Raw genomic sequence first — 12,574 nt, 5'->3', positions numbered from 1 at the left:
ACCGTTCAGGGGAAGTGAGCGGTTACGTCGTCGCCGGAACATCCACTGAGCGCTGGGCGAACTGGGTCCGGTACAGCTCGGAGTAGAGCCCTCCGGCCAACAGCAGCTCCTCGTGGGTGCCCCGCTCCCGGACCTGTCCCTGGTCGATGACCAGGATCTGGTCGGCCTCCCTGATGGTCGACAGTCGATGCGCGATCACCAGTGAGGTGCGACCGGCAAGCGCGTTGCGCAGGGCGTGCTGAATCGCCAGCTCCGACTCCGAGTCCAGGTGCGCTGTCGCCTCGTCGAGTACGACGACCGAGGCGGCCTTCACCAGCAGCCGGGCCAGTGCCAGCCGCTGCTTCTCACCACCGGAGAACCGGTAGCCGTGCTCGCCGACCACGGTGTCCAGACCGTGCGGCAGGACCTTGACGGCGTCCCAGATCTGGGCTGCGACACACGCGTCAATCAGTTCCTGTTCGGTCGCTTCGGGCCTCGCGTACAGGAGATTGGCCCGGAGGGTGTCGTGGAACAGGTGCGCTTCCTGGCTCACCGTGCAGATCGCGTCGCGTACCGACTGCAGGGTCAACTCACGCAGGTCGTGACCGCCCAGACACACGGTGCCGGAGCGCGGGTCGTACAGCCTCTGCACCAGGTGCGTGATCGTCGACTTGCCGGCGCCCGAGGGGCCGACCAGAGCGGTGAGCTTGCCGGCCGGTGCGTGGAACGACAGCCCTCGCAGGGTCGGGCGATCCTCCGGCCGGCCCGGCTCCGGCATCGCTATCGACTCGAGTGAACCGAGCGGCATGTCGGCTGCCGTGGGATAGTGGAAGGTGACGTTCTCGAAGCGCACGTCTGGCGCTGAGCCGTCGGGTGGTACGGGCAGAGCCAGAGCGCCCTCCCGTTCGCGTACCTGCGGCTTCATGTCGAGCAGTTCGAAGAGGCGCTCGAAGCTCAGGGCGGTGGTGAGCGCCGCGACGTGGATCTCGGAGATCTCGTTGACGGGGCCGTACAACCTGCTCAGCAGGGCGGCCATCGCGACCAGGGTGCCGATCTGGACGCTGCCCTGGATGGTGAGGTAGCCACCGACGCCGTAGACCACCGCGGTGATCAGGGCGGTCACCACGGCGACCAGGATGCCCATCATCTGGGCCTGCACCACGGTGCGGGCACGAACGTCGCGCAGTCGGGCCGCGCGGTCGCCGAACAGCCGCGATTCCTCCTCGGGGCGTCCGAAGAGCTTCGTGAGGATCGCTCCCGAGACGTTGAACCGCTCACTCATCATCGAACTGAGTTCGGAGTCGAGCTGCATGGTTTGGCGGGTGAGCCGCTGCATCCGGCGGGCCAGCAGCTGGATGGGCGGCAGGAAGATCGGGATCAGCACCAGCGACAGCAGCGCCAGTTGCCACGACAGGTAGATCATCGTGCCGATGACGAACACCAGGGTGAGAATGGTGCTGGCCGCGTTGGACAGCAGAGTGGTCACCGCCTGTCGGGCACCGATGACATCGTTGTTGAGGCGGCTGATCAGTGCACCCGTCTCCGCCCTGGTGAAGAACGCCACCGATTGCTTCTGAACGTGGGTGAAGACCTGGGTGCGGAGGTCGTAGACGAGCCCTTCGCCGACCCGGCCGGTGAGCAGACCGCCGGCGTACGCGACAGCGGCGTCCACCAGGGCCAGGCCCACCACCGCCGCGCAGAGCCACAGCACCACCGAGGTGCGGCGGGGCAGGATGCCGTCGTCGACAACGGCCTTGAGGATGACCGGGCCGGCCGCGACGATCGCCGCCTCCACGACCGTCAGCAGCAACAGAAGGCTCAGCCTCCAGCGGTACTTCAGCACGTACGGCAGGATGCGCCGCAACGTACGCCAGCGGACCTCCGGTCGTGTCGTCGAGGATGCGGCGGGACCGTTGTCCGCCATGCCAATCCGCCTTTCGTCGGGGTGCCGCTGGGCGCTCTGCCGGCGTTGGATCAGTACTTCTGCAGGAATTCGAGGATCGCGGCGTTCACCTCGTCGGGGCGCTCCAGGTAGCCCATGTGCCCACACCCGTCGATCTGCACGAGGTCACAGCCGGGGATGGCCTCCGCCGTCTCCGCCACCAGGTGCGGCGGGCAGATGAGGTCGTCGGTGAAGGCGATGGCCCGGCAGGGGACTGTGACACCGGCCAGGGCGGGTCGCAGGTCGCCGAGATTGTCGATGACGGCCTCCTGGCCGATGGCGACGTCCTGACCGCCGGAGAGCTCCAGGATGTCGATCCAGCCGGCGATGGCTTCCTCGTCGTTGAGGGTCGCGGGAGACAGCATCTCCAGTGCGGTCCGCACCGCCCGGTACGAGGAGGGGAGCACTGTGCCGCTCTCCCGCAACGCCTTGTCGGCCACCGACATCCTGGCCCGCAGCACGTCGGTGCGGGCGCGGGTGGCGATCAGGACCGCCGAGCGCACCAGGTGCGGCCAGCGGATCGCCACCGCCTGGGCGACGATGGCACCGAGCGAGGTGCCGACGATGTGGCACGGCCCCAGACCGAGAGCTTCGATCAGACCCCGCGTGTCGGCGGCGAGCTGGTCGAGGGTGTAGTCACCGGGTGGCACCGAGGAGGGCGGCACGCCCCGGTTGTCGAAGGTGACGGTGCGGTAACCGGCCTGTTGGAGCGCCGGTGTCTGGTGCATGGCCCAGACGTGGCCGGCTGCTGACGAACCCATGATGAGCAGGACGGGGTCGCCCGCGCCCCCGCTCTGGTAGGAGAGCGTGATTCCGTTACTCGTCGCGAAGGGCACGAGGCGACTCCTCTGCTGTGTTTGCCGAGGTCGCGCCGGGTGCGGAGAGCCGCGGCGCCGTAAGGCAGTCGTCCCCCGGGTCGCTCACTGCCGACGCATCTGCCGTGCACACGATGGCACCGGCCCGCGCCCTCGATCAATGTCCGTCCATCATGGAAGTGGACAGGTGTTCAACTGCCACCGTGCGACACCTGAACACGATCGAGGCTCCAGCAGGGCTCGAGTAGCGGGTCCCAGACATCGGCAAGCAACACACCCGCTGCGAGCAGGTGATCTCTCTCCGAAGTGGAACTTCCATGCGAAACGTCTCGACCCGTTCGACAGTCGGTGGTTAGGATAGGCCGCGTGCGATTCATTGCGACCTGTCGATGTGCAGGTCCGGGGGGGGAAGGAAGGGCATTCGACCTGCCTTCCGCACTAACGGGGAGTGCAATTGAAACAGACTCAATTCTTCACCGTCACGTCCGCTAACTCAATACTCGAAAATGTGTCCCCAGTTCAGCACCTTGATTTGTTGAGAGGTGGGGTCGCACCGACGTGCCGGGTGCCAGTAAGCGCTCTTCTGCCTGCGGATTCGCCGCGCAGTGAGGGTGAGGACCAAGAGCATATCCGAGTGCTCGCGAGTATAGAGGCGAAACTTCCGCCCATCATCGTGCACCGAGCCACGATGAGAGTCATCGACGGAATGCACCGACTTGCCGCTGCCAAGCTCCGCGATGACGAGACGATCGAAGTTCGCTTCTTCGAAGGCACGGAACGGGAAGCGTTCGTGCTGGCAGTGAAGGCCAACATCGCCCATGGTCGGCCATTGTCGCTGAATGACCGAACGAGCGCGGCCGAGCGCATCATGGTGTCCCACCCGGCCTGGTCGGACCGCGCCATCGCGGTGGCCGCGGGAATCAGCGCCCGACTCGTGGGTAACCTGCGCCGCCGGCTCGCGGTGGAGGACGACTCGTTCGACGAGGCGCGGTCCCGGGTGGGCCGCGACGGGCGGGTGCGCCCGTTGGACAACGCGGAGGGGCGCCTCAAGGCGGCCGAGGTGATCCGAGAGTCACCGATGGCCTCGCTGCGGGAAATTGGCAAGCGGGCTGGTATCTCCCCGGCGACTGCGAGTGACGTCCGCAAGCGGATCGAGCGCGGTGAGGACCCGGTCCCCGGCAACAACGAGCGGGCCGAGCGTCGTCCGGCGCGTCCGGCGCGCCGAGGCGGTGACCCGGCCGACGAGCCGGACATCGAGGCGATGCTGCACGGGCTGAGGGTTGATCCGTCGCTACGATTCAGCGAGACTGGTAGAGACCTGCTTCGATGGGTTCTCTCCAAGGCGCTGCGGCCCGGAGAATGGAAGCACATCAGCGACGGGCTTCCGCCGCACGCCACCTATATCTTGGCCGATGTTGCCCGGCAGTGCGCCGATGAATGGCGTGAGATCGCGGATGACCTCGACCAGCGCTCCCGCCGCATGGCCTGACGCGGATAGCGGTGCCGGCTGCCGACGCCGGTAATTCCTACCACCGTGCTCTTCCCTGACGGCTGATCAGGCCAGAACAACTCTCGCCGACGACGAACCATTCTGGCATTTTCCACGATTTCCCTGGTGCGTCCGGCCGGTCGTGCTGCACCAACTCCCAGTTGGAGGAACAGCGATGAACCCTGAAGACGAACAGAAGTATCTCCGCTCAAACGTCATCATCGAGCCGCTGGTGGACCGGTTCTACGCGTGGCTGTACACGGTTGCGCCGGCCCAGGCGGCAATGAATCTGGCCAATGTGCAGATGCCGCTGCTGGAGTCGTATCTGCACTCGCCGCAGGTGCATATCGCGGCCAGCAACAATCCGGAGCTGCGGGGTGGCTACTTCGTCAACATCGAAGAGTCCCGCGCCCACGAGGTCGCCACCCTCGTCGACACGATCAAGCGCGACCGGGCCGACATGCTGGAGTTCGCCGCAGCCGTCGCCGAGGCGGAGGATCTGGTTCGGGAGAACGCCATCGGCTTCGATCTGTCCCCGCTGTACCCGAAGCTGCCGACGGCGCTGAACGGTCTCGTCGAGCTGGCGTACGACACCAGCAACCAACCATCGGTCCGGTTCCTCGAACCGCTGCTTTACCACAGCTCCGCCTACGACGAGCGCCGTCAGTCGATCCAGATCTCACTCGACGACGGTGTCGAGCGGCCGTTCATCCTCAGTACCCCCCGCCTGCCCCGCCCCGGGGTGCTCGACCTGGCGATCCCGTTCCGGCACCCGGGCATCGAGGCGCTGGTCCGGGCGCGGGTCGAGCCCACCACGCTCGCCGCCTTGCGCGAGGCCCTGGAACTCGACGACGAGCAGGCCGCCCTGCTGGAGACCATGCTCAGCGACCAGCCGAGCCTGTCCCCGGACCGGCACATCAGCAGCGGCGGGCGGATCCGCTACTTCGGCCACGCGTGCCTGGTGCTGCAGACGCCGGGGGCGGCCATCGTCACCGATCCGTTCATCAGCACCGACAACACCAAGGGTGGCCGCTACACCCTCGACGACCTGCCCGACTTCATCGACCTGGTGCTGATCACGCACGGCCACCAGGACCACATCGTCCTGGAGACCCTCCTGCAACTCCGGGGGCGCGTCGGCAAGATCGTGGTGCCACGGACGTCCCGCGGCAACCTGGTCGACCCGTCGATGGGCCTGTACATGAAGCACCTCGGGCTGCCCGTTGTCGAGGTGGACGACTTCGACGAGATCCCGTTCCCCGGCGGCACGGTGATGGCGACACCCTTCCTCGGTGAGCACGCCGACCTCGACATCCGTGGTAAGTCCACGTACGCCGTCCGGCTCGCCGGTGCGTCCGTCTTCATCGGCGCCGACTCCTCGGGCATCGACCCCACCCTCTACCGCTACATCCGGGAGAAGGTCGGGAAGGTCGACATGGCCTTCCTCGGCATGGAGTGTGACGGCGCCCCGCTCACCTGGCTCTACCAGGGCCTGATCACCAAGCCGGTGAGCAAGAAGATGAGTGACTCCCGCAAGCTGTCCGGCTCCAACGCCGCCCAGGCCGCCGCGATCACAGTGGAACTCGGCGCCGACGAGGCCTGCATCTACGCCATGGGCGAGGAGTGCTGGCAGGGACACGTCATGGCGACGACCTACACCGAGGACACCTACCAGCTCAAGCAGATCGACGAGTTCCTCGCCTGGTGCTCGGGGCACGGCATCACCGGCGAGCACCTCCTCAACCAGAGGGAGTGGAGCTGGTGAGGCACCGCCGGGCACCACTTCGAGAGGAAGGCGGGCGATGAGCGCTCAGTCTCTGGCATATGTCGAGCTGTACGTCGGTGATTCCCCGGCCGTCCAGGACTACTTCATGACGGCCATGGGCTTCACCCGTGTCGCTGAATCGGTCACGGACCACCGAGCCTCCGCCCTGCTCCGTCAGGGCGAGGTGGATCTGGTCATCACCTCGGGGCCCGCCACGGCGCAGTTCCTGAACGAGCACGGAGACGGTGTCGCCGACATCGCCCTGAGTTGTGACGACGTCTCGGCGACGAGTGCCGCCGCACGCGCGGCCGGGGCCGACGTGACTGTCGTCGACGGGCAACCGGTGGTCTCCGGCTTCGGCGCGGTGCGGCACACACTCGTCCCCGCCGACTTCGGCCGGTGGCCGGCGAACCCGGTCAGGGCGGCCCGGTCCGGCGCCCCGACCGAGTCGGACGGGCACGTCCGACTGCTCGACCACGTCGCCATCTGCGTCGCCGGCGGATCGCTGCAGAAGGTCGTGGACTTCTACGGCGCCGGCCTCGGCCTGGCCCCCTTCTCGAGCGAGTACGTCGACGTCGGCGGTCAGGCGATGGACTCGGTGGTGGTGCGCAGTGCGTCTGCCGGGGTCACGTTCACGCTCGTCGCGCCCGACCTGGCTCGGAACCCGGGCCAGCTGGACGCCTTCCTCGAGCGCAACGGCGGGCCGGGAGTGCAGCACCTGGCATTCCTTGTCGACGACATCCTGTCGGCCGTCGCGCAGTTCCGCGAGCGCGGAGTGACGTTCCTGACGACGCCCCGGTCGTACTACGACATGCTGGGCGAGCGGTTCCCGGAGATGGCGTCCGACATCGGCGCGCTGCGGGCGGCGAACGTGCTGGCGGATCGGGACGAGTGGGGGTTCCTGCTGCAACTGTTCTCCCGCTCACCCCACGATCGGAACACCCTGTTCTACGAGCTCATCCAGCGTCGTGGCTCGCGCGGATTCGGCTCGCGGAACATCCGGGCGCTCTACGAGGCCGTGGAGCGTGACCGTCTGGTCGCGGAGTGACCGAAGCGCAGGCTCGTGGTGATGTCGTCGATCTTGCCGACTTCGCCCGCCTCGCCCAGCAGCGGCTGGAGCCCGGGGTGTGGGATTTCGTCGCCGGCGCCGCGGGGGAGGAACGTACCCTCGCGGCGAACCGGGCGGCCTTCGACCGGCTGCACCTCGTACCCCGGGTGCTGACCGGGTCGGCCCGACCCTCTGCGGAGACCCGCGTGCTCGGGCGCACCTGGGCGGCGCCGCTGGGCATCGCACCCACCGCGTACCACACCCTGGTGGACCCCGACGGTGAGGTGGCTACGGCCGCAGCTGCCGGGTCAGCGGGGTTGCCGTTCGTGGTGAGCACATTCGCCGGGCGGTCCTTCGAGGACATCGCGAAGGCCGCGAGCGCGCCGCTCTGGCTGCAGGTCTACTGCTTCCGGGACCGCGCCACCACCCGACGGCTGATCGAGCGGGCCGAGCAGGCCGGTTTCGATGCCCTGGTGCTCACCGTGGACGCGCCCCGGCTGGGGCGTCGGCAGCGGGACATCCGCAACGGATTCCAGCTTCCGGTCGGAATTTCCGCTGCCAACTTAGCGGGCACCGACGGCCGTTCGCCAAGTGACCACGCACGGGACGAGTTCGACGCGGGGCTGGACTGGTCGGTGGTGAGTTGGCTGCGCTCGATCAGCCCTCTACCGATCCTGTTGAAGGGCATCCTGCACCCGGCGGACGCCCGGCGGGCAGTCGACGTCGGCGTGAACGGTGTGCTGGTCTCCAACCACGGCGGTCGGCAGCTCGACGGCGTGCCGGCCACCGTCGACGTCCTGCCCGCCATCGCCGCCGAGGTCGCCGGTGCGGTACCGGTGCTGCTCGACGGTGGCGTACGCCGCGGTGTCGACGTCCTGATCGCGCTCGCGCTCGGGGCGGACGCGGTGCTGGTCGGTCGACCCGTCCTGCACGGCTTGGCGGTCGACAGCCAGCGGGGTGTCCAACAGGTGATGGACATACTGGTGGACGAGTTGCTCGACGCGATGCTCCTGTCCGGCACCGCCACGGTTGCCGATGCCGGACCGCAGCTCCTGCTGGAACCGGGACCGTCAGCGTCGCGGGGTCCGGCTCGGGCGGCACCGAGGCCCGAGCCCGCCGCGTCGGGGCCATCGGTCGGGCTGCGGAGGCAGGACCTGCATGCCAGCCTCAGCGACCCGGTGCTGGACACCATGAATTTTCTGAACGAGGTGACGACCCGTTTCCCGCGAGCGGTGTCCTTCGGCCCGGGGCGCCCGTTCGGTCCACTCTTCCCCGATCCGACACTGATGTTCGATCACGCGCGGCGTTACCTGGCGCACCTGGAGGCCGACGGCAGCTCGCCCGAGCAGATCCGGGAGCTGCTTTTCCAGTACGGGCCGGCCAGCGGGATCATCGGAGACCTGATCGCCGAATCTCTCCGCCGGGACGAGGGAAGCGAGGTCTCTCCGGACGCCGTGGTGGTCACCACCGGTGCCCAGGAGGCCATGCTGTTGACCGTACGGGCGCTGATCGCCGGCCCCGACGACGTCCTGCTGGTGTCCACGCCCTGCTACGTGGGAATCACCGGGGTGGCTCGACTGCTCGGCGTCACAGTGGTGCCGGTGCCGGAAGGGCCATCCGGCGTCGATCCGGCCACTGTGGAGTCGGTGGCGCGCGCCGAGTTGGCCCGAGGTCGCCGGCCGCGCGCCTACTACGTGGTGCCGGACCACTCGAACCCCTCCGGCAACACCATCTCGATGGCCGCGCGCACCGCGTTGCTGGACCTTGCCGCCCGGTACGACTTCCTCATCCTCGAGGACAGCCCGTACCGGCTGGTGAGCCCGGGACGTCAGCTGCCCACCCTGAAGGGGATGGACGAGCGGCGTCGCGTGGTGCAGCTCGGCTCGTACTCCAAGACCTTCTTTCCCGGGCTCCGGGTCGGGTTCGTGGTAGCCGACCAACCGGTCACCGACGGCGCCGGGCAGCAGACCCTCCTGGCCGACGAGATCGCCAAGCTCAAGAGCATGGTCACCTTGAACACCGCACCGCTGAGCCAGGTGATCGTCGGCGGCATGCTGCTGGCGGGCGGGGGAAGCGCGACCACCCACACGGCGGAGTCGTCCCGGTTCTACGGCGATGCCATGGAGAGCACGTTGAGACTGCTCGAACGGTGGTTCCCCGCCGAGCGCCGAGAATCGATCGGTGTGCGCTGGAACGCGCCCGCCGGCGGGTTCTTCCTCAGTCTCGAGGTGCCGTTCCGGGCGGACGAGGCAGCCCTTGCCCGATCCGCCGAGGACTTCGGGGTGATCTGGACTCCGATGTCGTACTTCTATCCCGATGGTGGTGGCCAGACCAGCATCCGGTTGTCGGTCAGTTACCTCTCACCCGCACAGCTCGAGGAGGGCGTGGCCCGGCTGGCCCGGTTCGTCACCGCCGAAGCCGGCCGCTGCCAACAGATCGGCCCCGCTGCCCTTCCCCCACCCTGACCGGCGGGGGAAGGGCAGCCCGGCCTACTCGCTGCGCAACACCTGCCCGATCGGTAGTCGGGCCGCCGACCGTGCCGGCAACAGCGCGCCGATCGTCGCGATCACCAGCCCGGCGAGGGGCAGCAGGAGGACGACGGGAAGATCCCAGACGTTCAGGAGGAAACCGGGGGTGTCGATCTGCGCCGCTCTGGCGGTCAGGGGCACGATCAGGCGGTGCGCCAACACGCCCAACGGCGTCCCGAGGACCCCGCCGACGATACCCAGTGCTGCCATCGACACCACAGTCATCATCACAACCTGGCCCGGCCGCATGCCGATCGACTTGAGGATCCCCAGATCGCGACGGCGCTCGCGTACGGTCAGCAGCACGGTATTGAGGACGCCGAGCGCCGCGACGAGGCCCAGCAGCACCGACAGCGTGATCGACAAGCTCAGCACCGAACTGCTGAAGGAGTTCGTTCCGCGGTTGTCCCACGCGTACAGGCCGGGCGCGGCGGAGTTGACCTGTCGGACCAGACCCGTCACGTCGGTGCCCGGCGTCTGTTCGATCTGGTAGAAGAGATCGGAGCTGGGGAGCTGGTACCCGGGTGCCAACGCGTCGAGGATCTGCCAGGGAGCGAAGAAGTCAGCCGATCCCACTCCACTGGACAGCGTCGCGCCGACGATCGACACCTTCCGGATCCGCTCGCCGAACTGGAGTGCCACGTCCTCGCCGACGCCGAGCCCACGCTCGTTCAGCACCGCGTTCGGTACGACGATCTCGTCCTCGCCGCGTAGCCAACGGCCCTCGACGATCATTCCCGCCAGACCAGCGTCGGTGTCGCCGCGCAGGAAGCCGCCGGTCATCGTCCGGGTCTGCCCGGCGATGGTCACCGGCACGACAGTGCTGACGCTGAGGTGCGCGACGCCGGGCAGAGCCCGCAGCAGCGTTTCGGTCTGGGCGGCGTCCAGGCTGGGGGCGACCTGTCCGAAGGCGGGGTTCCCGGGCCGCATGGCGATCGGAGCGGCATTGTTGACGTCGCTGACTTCGGCGTAGCGCGACACTGTCGCGGCCAGACCACCGGCGAACGCCACGGTGGCCACACCGAGCACCACGGCGGCCAGGGTCAGGGCGGTCCGTGCCGGCCGGGCGAACGGCTGTCCCAGGCCCAGGCTCACCGCACGGGGCAACCGGGTGCCGCTGAGCCAGCGTTGGACGCCAAGTCCACGACCTGCGCGCCGCGCGCTGCCCGCGCTGATCGCCTCGGCGGCGGAGAGCCGGTACGCCCGTGCGGCGGGCACCAGCGCGGCCACCACCACGACGGCCGGCACCGCGACAAGGACGACCACCGGCACCCACCAGGCGACGCCGACGTCGCCGCCGAACCCCGACCCGCTGAAGGCGTCACTGAGCACCGACCGTGCCACGAGGTAGCCGAGCCCGGTGCCGAGCACTGTGGCGACCATCGCCGGGAGCAGCGCGATGCCGATGTAGACCAGCACGACCTGGCGCGGCGTGAAGCCCAGGGCCTTGAGCACACCGATGTGGCGGAAGCCGGACACCACGGCACCGCTGACGACATTGCCGATGATCAGGATCGCCACCGCCAGGCCGAGCAGTCCGAACGTGGTCAGGAACGGGATGTAGGCGCCGGGTCCGGCGGCGACCGCCTGCCGGACCGTCAACCAGGACTGGGTGCCCAGCAGGGCGCCCGGGGGCAGTCCGTCGGTGACCTGCGAGGCGTGGCCCGCCACGGCCGCCGGTGTGTCGGCGTCGGCGAATCGGTAGAGCACCTGGGCGGTGGTCGGCCCGAGCGCGGCGATCTGGTCGGGGGGTATCCAGGCGTCGGCGGTCTGGCTCACGCTGTATGCCCGGCCGACGACGGTCAGGGCGGGGCGTCCGGGCACCTCGATCCGCGCACCGAGCCGGCCCGGCCCTGACTCCGCGTCGGAGGGTGCGGCGTTGAGGACGATCTCGCCGGGCGCGCTGGCCCACCGGCCGGCCCACAGGTCGAGACGATCCACCGGGCCGTCCGGGTCGGCGCGGCCCACCACTGTCAGCGCGCCGAGCCCGACCAGGTCGCTCGAGTCCGCCGGCAGGTTGAGGACCGCCCGGGGGAACGGACCCGCTACCGCCTCCACTCCGGCGGAGCGGTCCACCGGCGGCTGGACCGCTGGGGTCTTGGTGGAGTCCAGCACCAGCACCAGATGCGCGCCGTGTTGAGCGTCGAAGGTCCGGTCGAACGGTCGGGATGCCGCGCTGATGAGGGACAACGCGACAGTCGCCGTCGCGGCGGAGGCCAGTACCACCAGACCGACCACGAAGGTCTGCACCCGGCGTCGGCGCACCGCCGCTCGGATCGCACGCCAGGTGGCGGTCATGCCGTCCGCTCCAGGGCCCGTTCGCCGACGATCGCTCCGTCGGCGAGTTCGACCACGCGGGTGGCCACCCGCTCGGCGAGCATCCGGTCGTGGGTGACCAACAGCAGTGTCTGGCCACGCTGGTTGAGCGCGAGGAGCAGGTCGGCGACCTGCGCACCGGAAGCGCTGTCGAGCGCGCCGGTCGGCTCGTCGGCCAGCAGGAGCGCGGGCTCGTTCATCAGGGCGCGGGCCACCGCGACACGCTGCCGCTCCCCGCCGCTGAGCGTCGCCGGGTAGGCGTCGGCCCGGTCGCCGACACCGAGCTCGGTCAACCGTTCCCGGGCGCGTTGGCGGGCCTGACCGGTGGGTACGCCGGCGAGTTGGCCGGCCAGCGCCACATTGTCCAGCGCCGGTAGGTCGTCGAGCAGGTTGAAGAACTGGAAGACCATTCCGATCCGCCGGCGCCGGAAGAGAGCGAGGCCGGTTTCGTTCAACTGGCTCAGGTCCTCACCGTGCACCACGACGGAACCGGACGTGGGACGGTCCACCCCAGCCACCATGTTGAGCAGAGTCGACTTGCCGCAACCGGAGGGCCCCATCACCGCGACCGCCTCGCCGGGCCGAATATGCAGCGACACACCACTGAGCGCTTGGGTCCCATCAGGGAATTCCTTGCGCAAATCAGTAAGACTCACGATCTGGTCGGATTCATCACCTTCTACTGGCATAGA

The 12,574-nt window shown here is 68.7% G+C and carries 8 protein-coding genes; 4 read left to right on the top strand and 4 right to left on the bottom strand.

Annotated elements, in window-relative coordinates; all coding sequences use genetic code 11:
• Positions 1-22: 22 nt before the first annotated feature.
• Positions 23-1,903 carry an ABC transporter ATP-binding protein gene (locus tag ABZ406_RS16550; protein ID WP_357761759.1) on the bottom strand — a complete coding sequence of 627 codons (1,881 nt, stop codon included), beginning with the start codon at positions 1,901-1,903 and terminating at the stop codon, positions 23-25.
• Positions 1,904-1,953: 50 nt separating this feature from the next.
• A complete protein-coding gene (locus tag ABZ406_RS16545; protein ID WP_357761756.1) occupies positions 1,954-2,757 on the bottom strand; it encodes an alpha/beta hydrolase in 804 nt (267 codons plus the stop codon).
• A gap of 427 nt (positions 2,758-3,184) precedes the next feature.
• Between ABZ406_RS16545 and ABZ406_RS16540 the strand changes: the two genes are divergently transcribed.
• From ABZ406_RS16540 to ABZ406_RS16525, 4 genes are all read left to right on the top strand, one after another.
• A complete protein-coding gene (locus tag ABZ406_RS16540; RefSeq protein WP_357761753.1) occupies positions 3,185-4,225 on the top strand; it encodes a ParB N-terminal domain-containing protein in 1,041 nt (346 codons plus the stop codon).
• Between the two features lie 175 nt (positions 4,226-4,400).
• A complete protein-coding gene (locus ABZ406_RS16535) occupies positions 4,401-5,990 on the top strand; it encodes an MBL fold metallo-hydrolase (protein WP_357761750.1) in 1,590 nt (529 codons plus the stop codon).
• 37 nt (positions 5,991-6,027) lie between these two features.
• Positions 6,028-7,038 carry a 4-hydroxyphenylpyruvate dioxygenase gene (hppD, locus tag ABZ406_RS16530; protein ID WP_357761747.1) on the top strand — a complete coding sequence of 337 codons (1,011 nt, stop codon included), beginning with the start codon at positions 6,028-6,030 and terminating at the stop codon, positions 7,036-7,038.
• Complete coding sequence (locus ABZ406_RS16525) at positions 7,035-9,503, top strand: aminotransferase class I/II-fold pyridoxal phosphate-dependent enzyme (RefSeq protein WP_357761744.1); 2,469 nt, start codon at positions 7,035-7,037, stop codon at positions 9,501-9,503. Before hppD ends, ABZ406_RS16525 begins: the two co-directional genes overlap by 4 nt.
• 24 nt (positions 9,504-9,527) lie before the next feature.
• On the opposite strand, the gene ABZ406_RS16520 is transcribed toward ABZ406_RS16525, so the two are convergent.
• Complete coding sequence (locus tag ABZ406_RS16520) at positions 9,528-11,864, bottom strand: FtsX-like permease family protein (RefSeq protein ID WP_357761741.1); 2,337 nt, start codon at positions 11,862-11,864, stop codon at positions 9,528-9,530.
• Positions 11,861-12,571 carry an ABC transporter ATP-binding protein gene (locus tag ABZ406_RS16515; RefSeq protein ID WP_357761738.1) on the bottom strand — a complete coding sequence of 237 codons (711 nt, stop codon included), beginning with the start codon at positions 12,569-12,571 and terminating at the stop codon, positions 11,861-11,863. The genes ABZ406_RS16520 and ABZ406_RS16515 overlap by 4 nt, the downstream gene beginning before the upstream one ends.
• Between the last annotated feature and the right edge of the window lie 3 nt (positions 12,572-12,574).

This window comes from Micromonospora sp. NPDC005710 (genome assembly GCF_040630995.1).
In the GTDB taxonomy this organism is placed as follows: Bacteria; Actinomycetota; Actinomycetes; order Mycobacteriales; family Micromonosporaceae; genus Micromonospora.
This window is presented reverse-complemented; position numbering and strand designations above follow the sequence as displayed.

Coding starts and splice junctions, on each gene's coding strand:
- ABZ406_RS16535 (WP_357761750.1), top strand. CDS start 4,401: ATGAACCCTGAAGACGAACAGAAGTATCTCCGCTCAAACGTCATCATC.
- hppD (WP_357761747.1), top strand. CDS start 6,028: ATGAGCGCTCAGTCTCTGGCATATGTCGAGCTGTACGTCGGTGATTCC.
- ABZ406_RS16520 (WP_357761741.1), bottom strand. CDS start 11,864: ATGACCGCCACCTGGCGTGCGATCCGAGCGGCGGTGCGCCGACGCCGG.
- ABZ406_RS16550 (WP_357761759.1), bottom strand. CDS start 1,903: ATGGCGGACAACGGTCCCGCCGCATCCTCGACGACACGACCGGAGGTC.
- ABZ406_RS16515 (WP_357761738.1), bottom strand. CDS start 12,571: ATGCCAGTAGAAGGTGATGAATCCGACCAGATCGTGAGTCTTACTGAT.